This window comes from Cyanobium sp. ATX 6A2 (assembly GCF_024346355.1).
GTDB lineage: Bacteria > Cyanobacteriota > Cyanobacteriia > PCC-6307 > Cyanobiaceae > NIES-981.
Map to the genome: position 1 here is coordinate 37070 of NZ_JAGQCU010000009.1, position 19064 is coordinate 56133.

At 69.8% G+C, this 19064-nt stretch carries 18 protein-coding genes; 5 read left to right on the top strand and 13 right to left on the bottom strand.

The features are described from left to right. Positions 1-92: 92 nt before the first annotated feature. The 13 genes from KBY96_RS09625 to KBY96_RS09685 all read right to left on the bottom strand — a co-directional run bounded on the left by KBY96_RS09625 (position 93) and on the right by KBY96_RS09685 (position 14232). Positions 93-1592, bottom strand: a complete 1500-nt coding sequence (locus KBY96_RS09625; protein ID WP_254979152.1) for an iron uptake porin — start codon at positions 1590-1592, stop codon at positions 93-95. 177 nt (positions 1593-1769) lie between these two features. Next, positions 1770-3185: an iron uptake porin gene (locus KBY96_RS09630; protein WP_254979153.1), complete on the bottom strand. Its 1416-nt coding sequence runs from the start codon at positions 3183-3185 to the stop codon at positions 1770-1772. Then, positions 3182-4213: an ABC transporter ATP-binding protein gene (locus tag KBY96_RS09635; protein WP_254979154.1), complete on the bottom strand. Its 1032-nt coding sequence runs from the start codon at positions 4211-4213 to the stop codon at positions 3182-3184. The genes KBY96_RS09630 and KBY96_RS09635 overlap by 4 nt, the downstream gene beginning before the upstream one ends. Continuing rightward, positions 4210-5877: an iron ABC transporter permease gene (locus tag KBY96_RS09640; protein WP_254979155.1), complete on the bottom strand. Its 1668-nt coding sequence runs from the start codon at positions 5875-5877 to the stop codon at positions 4210-4212. Before KBY96_RS09640 ends, KBY96_RS09635 begins: the two co-directional genes overlap by 4 nt. A 3-nt stretch (positions 5878-5880) precedes the next feature. Then, positions 5881-6891 (bottom strand): extracellular solute-binding protein, encoded by a 1011-nt coding sequence (locus KBY96_RS09645; protein WP_254979156.1) that lies wholly within the window; start codon positions 6889-6891, stop codon positions 5881-5883. A 368-nt stretch (positions 6892-7259) separates the two neighbouring features. Next, positions 7260-7403: a hypothetical protein gene (locus KBY96_RS09650; RefSeq protein ID WP_254979157.1), complete on the bottom strand. Its 144-nt coding sequence runs from the start codon at positions 7401-7403 to the stop codon at positions 7260-7262. Positions 7404-7499: 96 nt separating this feature from the next. Further along, complete coding sequence (locus KBY96_RS09655) at positions 7500-8075, bottom strand: HupE/UreJ family protein (protein WP_254979158.1); 576 nt, start codon at positions 8073-8075, stop codon at positions 7500-7502. A 239-nt stretch (positions 8076-8314) separates the two neighbouring features. Beyond that, the gene (locus KBY96_RS09660) at positions 8315-9445 is read right to left on the bottom strand and encodes a GTP-binding protein (protein WP_254979159.1); all 1131 of its coding nucleotides are present in this window, start codon (positions 9443-9445) and stop codon (positions 8315-8317) included. Positions 9446-9472: 27 nt separating this feature from the next. Beyond that, positions 9473-9928 (bottom strand): Fur family transcriptional regulator, encoded by a 456-nt coding sequence (locus KBY96_RS09665; RefSeq protein WP_261358320.1) that lies wholly within the window; start codon positions 9926-9928, stop codon positions 9473-9475. 32 nt (positions 9929-9960) lie between these two features. Beyond that, on the bottom strand, positions 9961-11322 hold the full coding sequence (locus KBY96_RS09670) for a hypothetical protein (RefSeq protein ID WP_254979161.1): 1362 nt from the start codon (positions 11320-11322) through the stop codon (positions 9961-9963). Next, positions 11319-12008 carry a TIGR03943 family putative permease subunit gene (locus KBY96_RS09675; protein WP_254979162.1) on the bottom strand — a complete coding sequence of 230 codons (690 nt, stop codon included), beginning with the start codon at positions 12006-12008 and terminating at the stop codon, positions 11319-11321. The genes KBY96_RS09670 and KBY96_RS09675 overlap by 4 nt, the downstream gene beginning before the upstream one ends. Further along, positions 11984-12943 (bottom strand): permease, encoded by a 960-nt coding sequence (locus KBY96_RS09680; protein ID WP_396122313.1) that lies wholly within the window; start codon positions 12941-12943, stop codon positions 11984-11986. Before KBY96_RS09680 ends, KBY96_RS09675 begins: the two co-directional genes overlap by 25 nt. A gap of 11 nt (positions 12944-12954) precedes the next feature. Continuing rightward, on the bottom strand, positions 12955-14232 hold the full coding sequence (locus KBY96_RS09685; RefSeq protein ID WP_254979164.1) for an FAD/NAD(P)-binding protein: 1278 nt from the start codon (positions 14230-14232) through the stop codon (positions 12955-12957). Between the two features lie 64 nt (positions 14233-14296). Here KBY96_RS09685 and KBY96_RS09690 point away from each other — a divergent pair, with 64 nt between their 5' ends. From KBY96_RS09690 to KBY96_RS09710, 5 genes are all read left to right on the top strand, one after another. Then, positions 14297-15283 carry a metal ABC transporter substrate-binding protein gene (locus tag KBY96_RS09690; protein ID WP_254979165.1) on the top strand — a complete coding sequence of 329 codons (987 nt, stop codon included), beginning with the start codon at positions 14297-14299 and terminating at the stop codon, positions 15281-15283. Positions 15284-15378: 95 nt separating this feature from the next. Next, a complete protein-coding gene (locus tag KBY96_RS09695; protein WP_254979166.1) occupies positions 15379-16380 on the top strand; it encodes a metal ABC transporter substrate-binding protein in 1002 nt (333 codons plus the stop codon). Then, complete coding sequence (locus KBY96_RS09700; RefSeq protein ID WP_254979167.1) at positions 16367-17152, top strand: metal ABC transporter ATP-binding protein; 786 nt, start codon at positions 16367-16369, stop codon at positions 17150-17152. Before KBY96_RS09695 ends, KBY96_RS09700 begins: the two co-directional genes overlap by 14 nt. Next, positions 17152-17997, top strand: a complete 846-nt coding sequence (locus KBY96_RS09705) for a metal ABC transporter permease (RefSeq protein ID WP_254979168.1) — start codon at positions 17152-17154, stop codon at positions 17995-17997. The genes KBY96_RS09700 and KBY96_RS09705 overlap by 1 nt, the downstream gene beginning before the upstream one ends. Positions 17998-18074: 77 nt before the next feature. After that, on the top strand, positions 18075-19058 hold the full coding sequence (locus KBY96_RS09710) for a GTP-binding protein (RefSeq protein WP_254979169.1): 984 nt from the start codon (positions 18075-18077) through the stop codon (positions 19056-19058). Positions 19059-19064 lie beyond the last annotated feature (6 nt).

Sequence of the window (19064 nt, forward strand, 5' to 3'; positions counted from 1 at the left end):
TGTGGGGGAATGAACGCCAGGGGCCGAGACGAATCGCCCCCTGGTCATGAGGGGGAGTGAGGAGAGGGGAAGAGGTGCTTTGCGGCTCTGGATCAGAACCGGAACGTGGTCTGGATCACGCCGCCCCAGGCGTCGTTGCCGCTGTTGCTAGCCACGTCGCTGCCGTAGAACACGGCCGGGGTGATGGTGATGTTGTCGGTCACCCGGAAGCGGTAGAACAGCTCGTAGAGCATGGAGTTGTTCTCGCCGCCGGTGAAGGGAGGCTGGCCCAAGGCGAAGCCAGCGGCATTGCCGGCCCAGCCCACATCGCTCCACTGCAGACCGGCCATCCAGGACTGGGAATCATCCAGTCCGCCGCTGGCCCAGTTGTAGCCGTAGCCCAGGCTGATCGAGGGGATCCAGGTGCTCTCGATCGGGCTCCAGTAGCCAGCGAGCGAGAGGCTATTGTTGTTGCCCCCATCCGGCACCCGGCTGCTGAAGTTGGCATTTCGCAGGCTGGAGTTCTCGGTGCCGTAGCGGTAGCCCAGGGCCACACCCCAGTTGCGGCCCCGGTAGCCCAGCTGTGTGAGGGCGTTGATGCCGCTGTCGGAGCTGAAGGCGCCGACGCTGGAATCGGCGAAGCCATTGTTGGCCACGTAGTTGGTGTCGAACGTGACGTAGGGATTGCCCTTCTCCACCTGCTGGCGCCAGCTCAGGCCCACGCCGGCACCGGTCGCTTTGTTGTAGGTGCCGGAGGCTCCGGCGAGGCCAAAGAAATCGAGGATGTCTGACTTGTAGGCGCTGGGGATGAAGGAGAGCATCTCGGTGTTGCGGGCCAGGGGACCCACCGTGACGTTGAAGCTCTCGCCCACCGGGAAGCGGTAGAAGAGGCGATCGATCTCGACGCTGTCGTCGGTGCCGGTGGCCTTGTCGAGGGTGAAGATCCCGCTGCGGAAGGGCAGGGAGCTGAAGTTGCCGGAGCGCAGGCGGGTGCGCAGCAGGTCCTTGCCCGTGAAGCTGGTGTCGAGGACGAGCCGCAGGTCGTAGTTGAACGTGGTCTCGTTCGGGCGGGCCGGGCGGCTGCCGTCGGAGGCGCGCAGCGGGCTGTCGAAGTCGGGGGAGCCAGCCAGGATGAAGCTGGCCTCACCGCGCAGCTTGGTGGTGGTGGAGAACTGGTTGGCCTCCAGCTCCCCCACCTTGGCCTCGAGGCCATCGACGCGGCCCTTGAGGATGGCGAGTTCCCGCTCGAACTCGGCCATCAGGCGCTTGAGCTCGTCGGTCACCTCGGTGACGCGATCGAGGCAGGCATTGAGCAGGGCGGCGGCCTCGAAGCGGGTCATGGCCCGCTGGCCCTTGAAGGTGCCGTCGGGGTAGCCGGCCACGCAGCCGTAGCGCTCGATCAGGTTGGCGAGCGCCTGGTAGGCCCAGTCCGTGGGGCGCACGTCGGGGAACTGGGAGATGCTGGTGACCTGATCCAGTGAGCCCGAATCGCCGTAGCGACTCAGCTCTTCGAGCGCCAGATCGCGGCCGCCCAGATCAGCGGCACTGGCCAGGCACGGGGTGAACAGGCCGGCGCTGATCAGCGCCAGGGCCAGGGATTGGCTTGAAGCCATGGAAATCCTCACAACGACAGATCGTGACTTACCCCTTCGGGAAGCAGCGACCGCCACTCTTTTAGCTGCCTCGGCTATGGCGAACTTCCAGGTCTGTCACGATCCCGTGTGATCAATGTTGCACCGACACGTTCCGATCCGGGTGCGTCTGCCGGGCTCCAGCCTTTGCCGCGCTGTTCAGAAGCGAAAGGTGGTCTGCAGTACTCCACCCCAGGCGTCATTGCCGCTGTTGGTGGCCACATCACGACCGTAGAAGAGGCCCGGGGTGATGGTGATGTGGTCGCTCAGGTGAATGCGAACGAAGAGTTCGTAGAGCACCCCGTTGTCTGCGCTGCCAGTGAACGGTGGCTGTCCCACGGCGATGCCGGCGGTGGTTCCAGGCCAGATCAGATCGTTCCACTGCAGGCCGGCCATCCACGACTGGGAATCGCCCACTGAGGAGATGGTCCAGTTGTAGCCATAGCCGAGGCTGATCGAGGGGATCCAACTGGTGTCCATCGGGCTCCAGGTCCCAGCGACGGCCAGGCTGTTGCTGTAAGCGCCAGCGGGCACAGTGGCGTTGAAGTTGGCATCTGCAAGCCTGGAATTCTGGGAGCCATAGCGATAGCTCAGGGCCAGGCCCCAGTTGCTGCCGTGGTAGCCCAACTGGCTGAGGGCGTTGAGGCCACTCTGGCGGTTGAGCACACCAACGCTGGCGTCGGCGAAGCCGTTGTTCGCCACCACGCTGGCATCCACGGTGAATGTGGCGGTGCTCGGTTTCGGATGCTGTCGCCAGCTGAAGCCGACGCCAGCCCCGGTGGCCTTGTTGTAGGTGCCGGAGGCGCCCGCCAATGAAAAGAAGTCGAGCACTTCACTCCTGTACACCGAGGGGAAGAAGGAGAGCATGTCGGTGTTGCGCACAAGGCCACCCACGGTGATGCGCACGTGCTCACCGGCCGGAAATCCGTAGAAGAGACGATCGACGCGCACGCTGTCGTCGCTGCCCGAGGCCCTGTCGAGGATGAAGATCCCTTCGCGGAAGGGCAGTCTGGAGAAGTTGCCGGAGCGCAGGCGGGTGCGCAGCAGGTCCTTGCCGGTGAAGCTGGTGTCGAGGACGAGCCGCAGGTCGTAGTTGACGGTGGTTTCGTTCGGCCGGACCGGGCGGGTGCCGTCGGAGTTGCGCAGCGGGCTCTTGAAGTCGGGGGAGCCGCCCAGGATGAAGCTGGCTTCACCGCGCAGCTTGGTGGTGGTGGAGAACTGGTTGGCCTCCAGCTCACCCACCTTGGCCTCGAGGCCATCGACGCGGCCCTTGAGGATGGCGAGTTCCCGCTCGAACTCGGCCATCAGGCGCTTGAGCTCGTCGGTCACCTCGGTGACGCGATCGAGGCAGGCGTTGAGGAGAGCGGCGGCCTCGAAGCGGGTCATGGCCCGCTGGCCTTTGAAGGTGCCGTCGGGGTAGCCGGCCACGCAGCCGTAGCGCTCGATCAGGTTGGCGAGCGCCTGGTAGGTCCAGTCCGTGGGACGGACGTCCCCGAGCCCGTCCACTGGTGTGGCCCATGCTGGGCTGGCCAGTGCGGTGCAGGTGAGGGCCAGCGCTGCGGAGCCCGCATTCATGCCGGCAGCGCCACCACCTGCTCGCTCACCTCCAGCCGCACCCGCTCGCCTTCCTGCAGCGCATCCGTGTTGGTACTGATCACCGTCAGGGCGATGTCACCCACGCGTACGCGGTAGAGCTGATCGTGGCCGCGGAATTCGCGCATCTCCACCGTCGCCGCGGCCTGGGCATCGGCCACCAGCCGGATCTGTTCGGGGCGCACGGCGATGGTGGTGGGACCCTGGGCCGGAGTCACCAGGGCCAGGCAGCCCAGCGCCGTGTCCACCGCTGAGCCGTGGGCCTGGCCGCGCAGCAGGTTGGAGCGTCCCAGAAAACTGGCCACGAAGGCGCTGGCCGGCCGCCGGTAGATGGCATCGGGTGTGCCGCACTGCAGTAGCCGACCCCGCTCCATCACCGCCAGGCGATCGGCCATCACCATGGCCTCCTCCTGGTCGTGCGTCACCAGAATTGCCGCCGCCCCGGCCCGCTGCAGCAGCCGGCGAACCTCCTGGCGCATCTCCAGGCGCATGGCGGCATCGAGGTTGGAGAAGGGCTCATCGAGCAGCACCAGTTCCGGCTGCGGTGCCAGGGTGCGGGCCAGGGCCACCCGCTGCTGCTGGCCGCCGGAGAGCTCATGGGGATAGCGGCGCGCCAGGGCCGTGAGCCCCACCAGCTCCAGCATGTCTTCGCTGCGGGCCGCCGCCTTGGAGCGGGGCCAGCGGTGCAGGCCGAAGCGCACGTTCTCGCCCACGGTGAGATGGGGGAACAGGGCATAGTCCTGAAACACCAGGCCGATGCCGCGCCGCTCCGGTCGCCAGCCGGTGATCTCGATGCCGTGCTGCCACACCGAGCCGGCGTCCACCGTTTCCAGGCCGGCGATCATCCGCAGGGTGGTGGTCTTGCCGCAGCCGGAGGGGCCCAGCAGGGCCATCAGTTCGCCCTGCTCCAGGCTGAAGCTCACGCTGTCCACGGCGGGGCTGCCGTTGGCGAACTGGCGGCAGAGGCCCCGCACCTCCAGGAGTGGAATTGAGTGGGACGAAGCGTTCATCGGCATGGCGGAGGGGATGTCGACAGGGATGGAGCCGGAGCTGCGGGCATCGCGGTGGTCTGCGGCCGCTCCCGATCGCGCCGCAGCACCACGCCCACGGCCAGGGCCGAGAAGGCGATGATTGCCGCGGCGTAGGGCGCCGCCTCCACCAGCATTCCCTCCGAGGTGCGCGAGAACATCTGGATCGCCAGGGGTCTGAATCCAGGTGGTGCCAGCAGGAAGGCGATGGGGAGCTCCTTCATCACGGTGACGAACACCAGCACCACCGCCGCCACCAGCCCCGGCTGGATCAGCGGCAGGGTGGCTCGCCGGAAACTGGCCAGGGGCCCGAGGCCGAGGGCGCGGGCTGCCTCCTCGATCGCCGGCCGGGCCTGATACAGGGCGCTGCGGATCGGGCCGATGGCCAGCGCCAGGAAGGCCAGGGCATACACCAGCACCAGCAGGCCGTGGGTCTGGTAGAGCCAGGGGGCGCTGCGCAGCGTGAAGAACACGAAGGCCAGGGCGAAGGCCAGGGCGGGCACGGCATAGCCCACGAACGACAACCGGTTCACCCAGCGCGACAGGCGCCCGGGGAAGCGCACCGCCAGCACGGCCACCGGAATCGCCATCAGGCCGGCCAGCAGGGCTGCGGGGGCAGCCACGCTCAGCGACTGGCCAAAGCTGCCCAGCAACCCCTGCCAGGTGGCCTGGGAGACGCCACGGCTGATCCAGAAGCTGAGCACGGCCACGGGCAGGCCGAGGGCCGCGGTGGCCACGGCGATGGCGAACAGCAGACCCAGCACCTGCCCCCAGGCCGGCAGCCGCAGCGGGGCCAGGGGCCGGCCACTGCCGGTGCCACTGCCGCTGTAGTGCTGCCCCTGGCGCAGCCGGCTCTCGACCCACACCACCAGCAGGGCGATGGCGATCAGGATCAGCGACAGCCAGGCCGAATAGAGGAGGTCGTAGGCGATGGCGTACTGCTGGTAGATCACGTAGGAGAACACCCGGAAGCGCATCAGCGCCACGGCGCCGAAGTCGCCGAGCACGTAGAGCCCCACCACCAGCCAGCCGGCCATCAGAGCCGGCATCAGGTGCGGCAGGGTGACCCGACGGAACACCTGGCGGGGGCTGGCCCCCAGGGCCCGGGCCGTTTCCTCCAGGCTGGCCTCGAGGCCGGCGAAGGCCGCCCGCAGGTTGAGGTAGAGGTAGGGATAGCAATAGAGGCTCAGGGCCAGGGTGGCGCCCCACAAGCCCTGGGGCCTGGGGATGGTGACGCCGATGGTCTGGTTGAGAAAGCCGTAGTTGCCGGCCAGGCCGATCAGGGCGTAGGCCATCACGTAGCCCGGCACCGCCAGGGGCAGCACCGCCAGCAGGTTGAGCCAGCGGCGGCCGTGCAGGTTGGTGCGGCTCAACAGCCAGGCCAGCGGCAGGGCGATCAGGGTGCTGAGCGTGAGCACGCCCACGGTGAGGGCAGCGGTGTTGGCCAACAGCTCCACGGTGCGCCAGCGCCACAGCAGCGCCGCCACCTGGGCTGGCTCGGCCTCGCTGGCCCGCAGCAGCAGGTACACCAGCGGCAGCACCATCAGCCCGGCCACCGCCAGCCCCAGGCCGCTGAACAGCAGCCTGGCCAGCGGCAGGCTGGGGCGTCGACGCGCGGAACGCTGTGGCGGGGCTGCGATCAGCAAGCGCTAGTTGAGGTGCTTGTTGATCAGGGCCAGGGTGCCCTGCATATCCGTGAGGTCGTTGAGATCAACCTTGGGGGCATTGGCGGCGGCGGTGGCGTAGTCCACGCCGGCGGTGCCCTCCGGCACGATCGAGATACCCGTGACCGGATACTCGAACACGCTGCCCGTGAAGTACTGCTGGGCCGTGGGGCTGGCCAGAAAGTCCATGAACATCTGGGCTGCGGGTTTGTTGTTGCAGCTCTCCAGGATGCCCGCACCGGCCACCAGCATCAGGTTGCCGATGTCGCCCGGCTCGAACTGGGTCTGGGCCACGGGGAAGTTGGGATCGCTGGCCTTGAACCGGCCCAGGTAGTAGTTGTTGGTGGAGGCCAGGTCGGCTTCGCCATCGGCGATGGCCTGGTGCTGTGCCGTGTTGTTGCGCACGATCACCGGCTCGTTGGCGGCGATGCCCTGGAGCCAGGCCTCGGCGGCCGCATCGCCCTGGCTGAGCCGCAGGGCGGCCACGTGGGCCACGAACGAGCCGTTGGTGGGCGCCACGGCCAGTCGGCCCTTGAATTTCGGATCGGCGAGTTCGGCCATGGTGGAGGGCAGATCCCCCTCCTGCAGGCGCTCGGGGGAATAGATCAGCAGCCGGGCCCGGCCAGAGGTGCCGATCCACTTGCCGTCCCGGTCGCGGAACACCGGTTCCACCTTGTCGGTGATCGAGGCCGGCAGGACCTTGAAAAGCGGCTTGGTGGTGCCGAGGGCGGCCACGTCCTGGGCCCAGAACACGCACGCAGGGCTCTGGCCGCCCTCCTCCTGAAGCAGGTTGGCCAGTTCGGCGGTACCGCCGTAGCGCACATCCACCGTGATGCCGGTTTCGCGCTCGAAGGCTTCGATCAGCGGTGCCACCAGGGGTTCGCCGCGGCCGGAGTAAAGGGTGAGGGAGTCTCCCCCGGTGCTGTCCTGCTGGCAGCCGGCCAGCAGCAGCGAGCCCGAGAGCAGCGCGGCACTGAACAGATGGCGTTGACGCATGGTGCGGTGACGGGAAGGGTGGAACGACGGTGATCAGCGCCGCCGGCGGCAGGCCGGCATCGCAGCGTCCTTAAACCACGCCAACGGGGGTTGCAGCGACCCTAGGGATCGCTCGCCCAGCACCATGTGACCGATCTGCTGAGATCGGGTGACATTTGCTACCAACCTCCAGGCCAGGGCCCGGCGCTGTTGGCTTCCCCGTGAAGCTTGTGGCGACGCTCACCGGTGGGCCCGCCATCGAAGGGGGCGGCCGGTGGGAGTGTTCTATCGGGGAAGCTGGTTGCCAAAGCGGCAGCGGGAATCACCTGGCCGTAGCCGATGGCACAGGTTGACGTTCCGACCCTCGGGCCAAGGGATGAGCCAGGGGCTCAGCGGTGACGCTGAACCCGCACCGGCACCAGCGCGGGTTGCATCAGGCCACCGCCGCCATTGTCGTCGTCGGAGTCGATGGTGAGCCAGAAAGCCAGGCCGAACAGGGCGATCACGCCCGAGAGCAGAAGCAGTTCGGCCATGGAACAGTTGTAACTCGACTCACCGTAGCCAGAAGGCACGGCTGTGGTGTAGCAAAGCTGGCCGTTCGCCCCTGGCTGTTCCTCTACGCAAACCCTCTACGCAAACGCCAGCACCACGCCGGACACTGCGAGCACGGCTGCCACCACAACGGTCCAGCGGATGTGGGCCTGGCGCAGCACCCCATAGCTCACGGCCACCGCCAGGGTGGAGCCCAGGGCGGCCCCCAGCCACCAGCTGGCGCCGCCGCTGGCCTCCTGGCCGTGCAGCAGGGCGTGGACGGCGATGGCCAGGGCCACCAGGGTGCCGATGAGCCCCAGCCGCGGGCTGCGGCCGCTGCGCTGGCTGGCCAGGATCACCACCCCCAGGGCCGAGATCGCCAGGGCTGCAAGCAGTTCGGCGCCGGGCAGATCGCCGCCCAGGGAGCCCACCACCGCTCCGGCCACGGCTCCCACCAGGGCAAAGAGCAGCACGGAGCCGCCCATGAAGGCGGCCACGCCACCCACGCCCACCAGCAGCAGCAGGTGGTCGAGACCGGTGATCGGGTGGCTGAAGCCGGTGCTGAAGCCGGCATCGGCGATGCCGTGGGCCTGGGCGGGCAGGCCGGAGAGCAGGCTCAGGCCCAGCCCTGCCGTCACCGGAAGGAGCAGGGGACGCAGGGTGGAGAAACGCATGGAGAGGCCGGTCCGCGCCGGAAGGAATGGAGGTGAGGCGGGGGTGAGCGTTCTGGCTCAGGCGCGGGCCGGAGCGGCCGGGGCGCCATCACAGCTGCGGGACAGCGCCGGAGTGGGGATGGACTCCCGGCACCGGACTTTCCTCGTTGCCTTCCCGGGCTGAATCCGGGAAACCCTTGGCGCCATTATTGATGCAGGAGCCCGGTTTGGCTGCGGGCTGCTTGCGTTTCCGGGCCGTTTCAGGCGAATCCCTTGCCGGCGTCCCTGGCCACGCAGGCCTGGAGCTGGCTGCGCAGTTTGGCGTGATCGAGGTCGCGGCCGATCAGCACCACGTTGTTCTTGCGCTGGTCGCTGGGCCAGTCGGAATCGTCGATCGAGAAGCGCTTGCCGGCCAGGTGGAACACGTGCCGGCGCGCGCTCTCGTTGAACCAGAGGATGCCCTTGGCCCGGAACACGCTCTCGGGGAGCTGGTTGTCGAGGAAGTGCTGGAACTTGCGCAGGGCGAAGGGGCCATCGGCGGCGAAGGAGAGCGAGGTGTAGCCCTCGATGGCGGCGTGATCGGGATGGGCGTCGTGGCTGTGGTCGTGGTGGGCGTGGCTGTGGGCGTGATCGTGATGGCTGTGCTCGTGCTCGTGCTCGCAGTGGCCGTGGTCGTGGTCGCAGGCGCTGTGGTCGAGGGCAGGATCGTTCTCGATGGAGTCGGCCACCACCCGGTCGCTCTCGAACAGCCCCACGCTGAGCAGCAGCGGCAGGGGCACGGCGCCCTTCACCGAGCGCAGGATGCGGGCGTCGGTCTTGATCTGGCGCAGGCGGCTCTCGAGGGCTTTGAGCCGCTCCTCGGCCACCAGGTCGCACTTGTTGAGCAGGATCATGTCGCCGTACACGATCTGGGCCCGGGCCACCTCCCCCTCCAGCAGCTCGTCGCTGAAGTTCTCGGCATCCACCAGGGTGATGATCGAATCGAGGCGGGTGGCATCGCGCAGGTCGCTGCCCAGGAAGGTCATGGCCACCGGCAGGGGATCGGCCAGGCCGGTGGTCTCCACCACCAGGTAGTCCACCGGGTTGGGGCGCTCCAGGATCCGATACACGGCCTCCAGCAGCTCGCCGTTGATCGAGCAGCAGATGCAGCCGTTGCTCAGCTCCACCATGTCGTCGGCGGTGGCCACCACCAGGTCGTTGTCGATGCCGATCTCGCCGAACTCGTTCACCAGCACGGCGGTCTTGAGGCCCTCCTGGTTGCTGAGGATGTGGTTGAGCAGGGTCGTTTTGCCGGCCCCCAGAAAGCCGGTGAGGATGGTCACAGGCAGAGGCCTGGACTCGGCCTCGAGCGTGTCCTGCAGGGCAGGTGTGGCGGTGGTGCTGGACCCCATGGCGGCGGCGAGAACGGTTCTCAGACGTTAGACAGACGGCGACGGGGTGGCCTGGCCGGCCACCTCGCCCACCTCAGTCTCACTCCGCCGCTGGCGGCGCTGGCAGTCGGGGCAGAGGCCGTAGAACTCCAGGGTGTGGAACAGGGGCAGGTAGCCCCGCAGTTCCTCGTCGTTGAGCTCCAGGGCATGCACCGGACAGCGGTCGAGCCGGTGGGTCTGGCCGCAGTCCACACAGGTGAGGTGGTGTTCGTCGCGCTCGGTGGGGGCGAACAGGGCCTCGCCGCTGGGCAGATGGCGGCAGCGCACCCGGCCCCACTGCTGCAGCTGGCGCAGATGGCGATACACGGTGGCCAGTCCCATGGGGGTGGCGCTGGCCCGCAGGCAGGCGTGAAGATCCTGGCCCGAGAGCTCGCGTCCGGCGCGGCGCAGGGCCTCCAGCAGTTGTTCCTGACGGGAGCTGAGAGTGGTAGCCACGGTGGCCAGGGAGGATCGGCGGGCCGTTCGGTGAGGCCGTTCTAACCGGCCACCAGCCACTGGGCCCGCTTCACCGGCGCCTGCAGGGGCCGCAGCTCCAGGCTGGTGGCGTCGATCAGCACCGCCCGGGCCGGTGGTGGGGCGGCATCACCGCGGGCCCTGGGCCGCAGGGTGGTGAGCAGCTGATCGCCGGTGGCGTCCCAGTGCAGTCCGCTGCCGGGCTCCAGTTCCCAGCCGCTCAGGAGGCGCCGCCCCAGCTCGACGCCCTGCCGGTTCAGGGCCAGCAGGGTGAGGCGTGGCTCCACGCTGCCCTCCATCAGCAGGGCCCACACCCGATCGCCGCTGCGGCTGCAGGCGCTGGCCACCAGGGCCTGTTCGCCCAGCCATAACTGCTTCGGCGGCTGTCCCGGTTCCAGCAGCTCCAGCGAGCGGCGGAAGTCGGGCCAGTGGCGCTGCAGCAGGGCCCGCCCGGCCTGGGGGCAGAAGCTGCTCAGATCCCGGCTGCCCGGCAGGGTCTGGCGGCGCGGCGCCTGGGGCGGCAGGGTTTCCAGGTGCAGGCCATCGGTGTCGGGCACCACCACCGCGCCCCCCTCGGGCAGCAGCAGCATCGGTCCGCTGGCGCTCCAGGGCAGCCGCCGCCAGCGCCAGCCCCCGCCCCGCTGCAGCCGGGCCTGGCTGCTGCCGGGCTCCAGCTGGCCGCTCTGCACCAGCAGATCACCCTGGCGGTTGCTGCTCAGGTGGGCGAACAGCACCGGCCCGGCCTGCAGGGGCTGGGGGTCTTCGGCGCGCACCGCCTGGGTCGGCTCGTCGGCCGGCCGCAGGTTGCGCTGGCGCAGGGGAATGCGCCACAGCCGCAGCTGGCCGTCCGGTTCGCGGCTGGCGGCCGCCACCCCGGAGCCATCGCCGAGGGGCAGCACATGGGGGATCTCCGGCCACACCGGACTGATCGGCCGCCAGCTGCCGTCGTGCTCGCGCAGCTGCAGCTGCTCGCCGCCCGCCGCCCCCACCACCGCCAGCACCCGCGGGCGGGGATCCCAGTGCCAGCTGCTGGGCTGCAGGGTCAGGCCCCGTTCATCCCGCCCGGCCAGCTGCAGCTCCAGGGGGGCCTCGATGCGCTGGCCCTCGGCGAGGCTGAGCAGCAGGTTGCTGCCGCTGCCCAGCCAGCTGTGGGCCAGGGGAGGGGTGAGGCGGCTGGCCTGCTGCAGGCTGGCGGCCTGCATCGGCCGGCTGAAGCGGGCCTGCAGGGCCGCCGGCCCGGAGCTGGCCGGGGCGTTGCCCAGCTCTTCGAGCTGTGGCGCCTGGCGCACCAGCAGCTGCTGCTGGGCCACCACCAGCAGGGCCGGCAGCCCCAGGGCCAGCAGCAGGGGCCGGGAGGGCCGGGGAAGGGAGGGAATGCCGGTCATGGTTCCAGCGGGCGGGCCGGCCGGGGGATCGGCTGGTTGCGCTCGGGCACCACCTCCAGCTGCTTGTTCTGGATCGCCATGCGGCCCTCGATGGCCAGCCACTGATCGGCCCGGGGCAGGGGCTCGCCTGCGGGCCAGCGCACCGGCAGCCCCACCGGTGTGGCGTCCGCCAGGCAGCAGCGCACGAGCAGTCGGGCCAGCTGGGGCGGACCCTCCGCCATAGGCAGCACGAAGCCGCTGATGCGCACCGGATCGCCCTCGAACAGCTGGGGATCGGGCTGGCTGCGCAGCATCCGCACCCAGTCAGTGAGGCTGCGCTGGGCCGGCGGCAGCACGAAGCTGAGGGTGTCGTTGCCGGTGTCGTCCGCCGGTCGCTGGCTGGCCAGATCGGCGAAGGAGGGATTGGCCGGCAGGGCGATGAGCAGCGCGGCGATCAGCGCCGTGGCCATACTCAGGCGGCGCTCCTGGCGGCTGGCGGGATCGGCGCCCTGGCCCCATTGCCGCACTCCCACCAGCACCTGCACCACCGCCAGCATCAGCAGCACGCCGCCGGCGCTGCTCACCAGGGGGTGGAAGGCGGCCCGCAGCAGCAGATCCAGCCGTCCGTCGACGCTGCTCTGCAGCAGCACCACGGCCCACAGGCCCAGGGCCACGCCGCGGATCAGAGCCGCCACAGGTTCACCCACTGACCGATCAGCAGCACCAGCACCCCGGAGCCGGCTGCCGTGAGCAGCAGCCCCTTGCCGCGGAACAGCAGGCTCAGCAGCCCCACCAGCTTGATGTCGATCACCGGGCCCAGCAGCAGGAAGGCCAGCAGGGCGCCGGGGGTGACCTGGGCGGCGAAGCCGAGGGCCAGGAAGGCGTCCACGCTCGAGCACACCGAAAGCACCAGGCTGAGGGCCATCAGGGCCACGATCGAGAGCGTGGGGGCGCCGCCCACCGCCAGCAGCCACTGGCGCGGCAGCGTCGCCTGCACCAGGGCGGCCACGGCGCAGCCGGCCACCAGCAGCAGGGCCAGGTTGAGGAACTCGCGACTGCCGTGGCGCAGCACCTCCTGCCAGCTGGACGGCAGCTGGCTGGGCAGGTTGGGGGGTGCGTCCTCGGGCAGGCCGATCACACCGGTGCGGCGCTCCAGCAGGCTGACGCTGGCCAGGGGCTGGTTGAGACGGCGCTCCTCCAGGAGATCCGTGCGCAGCAGGGTGGCCTCGGGCAGGAGGCGCAGCAGCAGGGCCAGACCCAGGGCCACCAGCACCGCCCCCGCCGGCCGCGCCAGCAGCAGCCAGGGTTGATCGGGGAACGCCGCCCAGGTGCTGGCGATCACGATCGGGTTGAGCACCGGCGCCGCGAACAGGAAGCCGAGAGCGGTGCCCACCGGCGCTCCCCCCACCAGCAGCCGCCGGGCCACCGGCACATTGCCGCACTCGCAGGCGGGCAGGGCGAATCCGAGGGCCGCGCCGGTGAGCGGCCCGGCCACCGGGTGGTCGGGCAGACGGCGCAGCCAGGCGCCCCCGGGGCTGAACCAGCGGGCCAGCGAGGCGATCAGCACGCCGATCAGCAGGAACGGCAGGGCCTCCAGCAGCAGGCCCTGGAACAGGGCCCAGGCCGTGTTGAGGCGCGTCAGAACGGCGCTGGTCATCGCTCCGGGGCTGCGCGCAGCGATTCTGCACCGCTCCCCAGGACGGTGGCCGATGCCGGGGGGCAGCGGTGCAGCAGGCCGGCCGTGATCCGCCGCGCCCCCTCCCGGCCGCCGTGGATGGTGGCCGCGGCCGGGCCCAGCTGCAGGGCGCTGAGGCCCCCCATCACGAACACACCCGCTCCGCCCCAGCCCAGCTCGGGGCTGAGCACGGGCCAGTCGTCCACCAGCTCCAGGGGCCGCTGCCGTTGGAGCTGCCGCAGCAGGGGCTGGTGGCTGACGCCCTGCTGATGGCCGGTGGCCAGCCAGATGCGCTCCACCGTCAGGGCGCTGCCATCGCTGCAGGCCACCTGCCAGTGGCTGCCGCCCCAGTGCAGCTGCCGCACCTCGATCTGTTCGTGCAGCCGCAGCCGGCCGCCGCGGCGGGCCTGCTCCAGCCGGTGGCGCACCTCGGGGGTGAGGGAGCCGCCGCCGCGGGCCTGCCGCACCAGCTGCCGGCGCCGCTGCCAGCTGGGTTCGGCTGCGAAGGCCTTGAGCCGCTTCGGGCCCAGCCAGCCCGGGTCGCTGTCGAAGGGCTGCGCCCGCAGCCGGCGGCGGCAGAGCAGCTCCACCGTTGCTCCCCGCTCCAGGGCGCCGAGGGCCAGATGGCCGCTGGTGAGGCCGCCTCCCACCACCAGCACGCGCTGCCCATCCAGCCGCCCCAGGGCGGGCAGGTTGAGTGTGCGGCTGTGCTGCAGCGCTGCTGGCGGATGCAGCGGCGGCAGATCCAGGGCCCAGGCCGGCCAGCGGGGCTCTCCCGGCCCGCAGGCCAGCACCAGCTGGCGGGCCTGCAGCCGCTCACCGCTGGCCAGGCTGAGCTCCAGGGGGCCGCTGCGGCAGGGAGCCAGCCGCAGCTCCCGCACCTGCCCGGGACGCACCAGGGCGGCCAGGTTCTCGCTGTCGATCAGCTGCTGGCAGAAATCGCTGAACAGGCCGGTGTGGGGCTGGCCGAAGGGGCCGTGCAGCTGGTGGCCGCGCCCCCGTCCGTGGGCGTAGTCGCGCAGGGCGTTGGGGTTGGGATGGGGATGGTGGGGGGCCGGCGAGCGCAGCATCGGCACCTCAAGGCGGTGCATCTGCCGGCGCCAGCGGCTGAGCCAGGCGCCGGCCGGATCGATCACCCGCAGGTGGCGCCGCCAGCGGGGCCGTTTGCGCAGCAGCTGGGCGCAGAGGCAGAGGGCCTGGGGCCCGGCGCCCACCACCACGATGGCCGCCCCGCCGGCGGTCAGCTCACAACCCATGAAGCGGGCTCAATCTGGGAATCATTCTCATTTAAGGTGGTGCCCACGCCCGTGCCCCTGTTCCATGCCCTCTCCCTTCCGCTCCCTGCTGGGGGGTGCCCCGCGGCTGCTGCTGGTGGCCGCCTCGGCCCTGGGCCTGCTGCTCGCCTCCTGCGCCCCTGCCACCGGCCCCGGCGCTGATGGAGGCCAGAACGGCGAGGCCAGCGGTGATCTCAAGGTGGTCACCACCTTCCTGCCGATCACCCTGTTCACCCGGGCGGTGGCCGCAGGCTGCGCCGAGGTGAGCGCCCTGATCCCCCCCAGCACCGGTCCCCACGATTTCCAGTCGCGCCCCGGCGATCTGGTGGCCCTGCGCGAGGCCCAGGTGCTGGTGAAGAACGGTCTGGAGGTGGAGGACTTCCTCGACAAGCTGGTGGAGTCGGCGGAGAACCCCGAGCTCACGGTGATCGACAGCAGCCGCGGCGTGGCCACCATCGAGAGCGACGACCACGGCCACAGCCAGGGCCACAGCCATGGCCACAGCCACGGGGCGGTGAACCCCCACATCTGGCTGGATCCCCAGCGGGCCGTGCAGCAGGTGGAGAGCATCCGTGATGGCCTCGTGGCTGCCGACCCCAGCTGCGCCGATGGCTACCGCCGCAACGCCGAGGCCTACATCGCCGAGCTGCGGGCTCTGGATGAGGTCATCGCCGCCGAGCTGGCCCCGTTCAGCGGCAAAACCTTCGTGGCCTTCCACGATTTCGCCCCCTACTTCGCCGAGCGTTACAACCTCAAGGCGGAGTTTGTGGTGGATGTGCCCGCGATGAATCCCACCCCCGCCGACCTGCGCCGGGTGAGCGAGATCGTGGAGCGCAGCGACCTGCGGGCCCTGCTCAGCGAACCCCAGGAGGGCAACCGGTCGTTCAATGCCCTGGCCAGGGATCTGGGGGTGCGCGTGAGCGTGTTTGATCCCCTGGAAACCGGCTCGGAGGAGGACGCCCGCGATCCATCCACCTACCTGCGGGTGATGCGCGGCAACGTGGAGGAGCTGCGCCAGGCCTTCGCGGGCTGAGCCCGGCTGGTGCCGGGGGTTGGGTCGGGTGTCTAGCGTCGTCGCAGACGCCTCCGGCCCACTCCCGGCCCCGGCTCACAGCCCCACGCGACCCCTTGCCCTTCCAGCTTTCCCACCCGTGTGGCCGCCAGCGGCCGGCGCCGCGAAGGCCCCGCCATGGGCTCGCCGCCACCCGCTGGGCTGGGGCGTTGTTGGCCCTGCTGCTCACAGGCTGCGGCGCTCCCGGGGCCGGGCCAGACCGCGCTGACGGCGGCACCGACGGCAAGGACCGTCCCCTGGTGCTCACCAGCTTCACCGTGCTGGCCGACATGGCGTCCGAGGTGGCCTGCGGCCAGTTGCGGGTTGAGTCGATCACCCGGCCGGGCGCCGAGATCCACAGCTATGAGCCCACCCCCAGCGATCTGCGCCGCGCCCAGGACGCCCAGCTGGTGCTGATCAATGGCCTCAATCTGGAGCTCTGGGCGCAGCGCTTCCTGGCCAGCGCCACCGCCGCCGAGCGGGCCGTGGTGAGCGAGGGTGTGACGCTGATCCCGATCAGCTCGGACGCCGGCGCCGGCAAGCCCAACCCCCATGCCTGGATGTCACCGCTGCAGGCGCGCACCTATGTGGCCAACATCCGCGAGGCCTTCATCCGCCTCGATCCCGCCAACGCCGACACCTACCGCGGCTGTGCAGCCGACTACAACGCCCAGCTGGAGGCCCTGGATGGGGAGCTGCGTGAGCAGCTGGCGGTGCTGCCTCCCGAACGCAGGCTGCTGGTGAGCTGTGAGGGTGCCCTCAGCTACATGGCGGCCGACTACGACCTGGAGGAGGCCTACCTCTGGCCGGTGAACGCGGAGTCGGAGGTCACTCCCCAGCGCATGGAACGGGTGATCCGCACGGTGCGGCAGCGGCAGGTGCCGGCGGTGTTCTGTGAGAGCACGGTGGACGACAGGTCCCAGCGGCGGGTGGCCGAGGAGACCGGCGCCCGCTTCGGCGGGGTGTTCTACGTGGATTCTCTGTCGGAGCCCGATGGTCCGGCGCCCACCTATCTCGACATGCTCCGCCACAACGCCGACACCCTGGTGCAGGGTCTCCGTGCCGATGGCCAGGGCTGAGCGCCACCTGGATCACGTGCCCGCCGCCGCAGGCAGGGTGCCTGGCATCGCCGTGGACAACCTCACGGTGGGTTACAACGGCCGGCCGGCGGTGGTGGATGTGAGCCTGGAGCTGAGCTCCGGCAGCATCTGCGCCCTGGTGGGCATGAACGGGGCCGGCAAGTCCACCCTGTTCAAGGCGTTGATGGGCTTCCTCAAGCCCAGCAGCGGCAGCATTCGCATCGCCGGCAGCGGCCTGCGCCAGGCCCAGCGCCGCCAGCTGGTGGCCTACGTGCCCCAGAGCGAGCAGGTGGACTGGGACTTCCCGATCCGCGTGTGGGATGTGGTGATGATGGGCCGCTACGGCGCCATGGGGCTGCTGCGCTGGCCCTCGGCCGATGACCGGCGCCAGGTGCGGCGCGCCCTCGAGCGCGTTGACCTCTGGCCCCTGCGGCAGCGCCAGATCGGTGCCCTCTCCGGCGGCCAGCGCAAGCGGGCCTTCCTGGCCCGGGCCCTGGCCCAGGGAGCCCGGGTGCTGCTGCTCGATGAGCCCCTCAGCGGCGTGGACATCAGCACCGAGCGGCTGATCATCGACCTGCTGATCGAGTTGCGCGACCAGGGCGCCACCGTGCTGCTGGCCACCCACGATCTGGAGTCGATTCCCAGCTTCTGCGACCGGGTGGTGCTGATCAACCGCACCGTGCTGGCCTACGGCGACACCTCGGAGGTGTTCACCCAGGCCAACCTGCTGCGCACCTTCACCACCCCAGCCCCTGCGGCCCCCAACCTCTGATGGACCTCCTGCTGGCACCGCTGCTGCAGCCGATGGAGATGGTGTTCATGCAGCGGGCCCTGGCCATCGGCGTGGTGGTGGCGGTGGTGTGCGCGGTGCTCTCCTGCTTCATGACCCTCAAGGGCTGGGCCCTGATGGGCGATGCGGTGTCCCATGCCGTGCTGCCCGGCGTGGTGATCGCCTACGCCCTGGGCCTGCCCTTCGCCCTGGGCGCGTTCGTGTTCGGCGTGGGCTCGGTGGGGGTGATCGGCACCATCAAGCAGCACACCCGTGTCAAGGAGGACACGGTGATCGGGCTGGTGTTCACCGGCTTCTTCGCCCTGGGGCTGGTGCTGATCTCCAAGATTCGCAGCAGCGTTGACCTCACCCACATCCTGTTCGGCAACCTGCTGGGCATCACCGACGCCGACCTGGTGCAGACCCTGGTGATCAGTGCGGTGTGCTTGCTGGTGCTGCTGCTGCTGCGCCGCGATCTGCTGCTGTTCTGCTTCGATCCCACCCACGCCCGCACCATCGGGCTGAACACCGGGGTGCTGCACTACCTGCTGCTCACGCTGGTGAGCCTCACCGCCGTGGCCGGCCTGCAGACCGTGGGCATCATCCTGGTGGTGGCGATGCTGGTGACGCCTGGGGCCACGGCCTATCTGCTCAGCGACCGCTTCGATCGCATGACCTGGCTGGCCGTGCTTTCGGCGGTGAGTGCCACGGTGCTGGGGATCTATGCCAGCTACTGGTTCGATGCCTCCACGGCCGGCTGCATCGTGGTGGTGCAGACGCTGCAGTTTCTGCTGGTGATGGTGCTGGCCCCCCGGCACGGCCTGCTGGCACGGCGGCGTTCGCCCTGAAGATCTGCGGGCTGGAGGGCCCCTCCCCCCTGCGCTATTCCGGCTAGAACGGGAACGATCCTCATTCCAGACCCGGCATGGCCTTCTCCACCGCCGTCCCCGCCGGCGAGCGCCTGCCGGTGACCGTGCTCACCGGCTACCTCGGCGCCGGCAAAACCACGCTGCTCAACCGCATCCTCACCCATGAGCACGGCCTCAAGGTGGCGGTGATCGTGAATGAATTCGGCGAGGTGGGTATCGACAATCAGCTGGTGATTGATGCCGATGAGGAGATCTTCGAAATGAATAACGGCTGCATCTGTTGCACCGTTCGTGGCGATCTGATCCGCATCATCGGCAATCTCATGAAGCGCCGTGATCGCTTCGACCACCTCGTGATTGAAACCACCGGTCTGGCGGATCCCGCCCCCGTGATCCAGACCTTCTTCGTCGACGACGACCTGCGCGATGAGTTGCGGCTCGATGCAGTGGTGACCCTGGTGGATCTGCGCCACGTGCTGCAGCACTGGCAGGCCGACGAGGTGCAGGAGCAGCTGGCCTTTGCCGATGTGCTGCTGCTGAACAAGGCCGATCTCGTGGACGAGGCCGAGCGGGCGGCGATCGAGCAGCGGGTGCGGGCGATCAACCCGATGGCGCGGCTGCTCACCAGCACCAACGCCGATGTGCCGATGCAGCAGATTCTCGGGGTGGAGGCCTTCGAACTGGAGCGGGCCCTGAGCCTGGACCCCGGCTTCCTGGTCGACGACCACGACCATGAGCACGACGCAACGGTGGGCTCACTGGCGCTGGTGGAGGAGCGGCCCATGGATCTTGACAAGCTCGGCAGCTGGCTCTCCGAGTTGGTGGCGCAGCGCGGCCCCGACCTGTTCCGGATGAAAGGGATCATCCAGCTGGCCGGTGAAGACTGCCGCTACGTGTTCCAGTCGGTGCACATGCTGCTCGACGGTGACTTCGATCGCCCCTGGAAACCAGGCGAGCGGCGGCGCACCGAATTCGTGATCATCGGCCGCGATCTCGATGCCGCTGGCCTGCGGGCGGGCTTCGCCGCCTGTGGGGCCTGAGCGGGT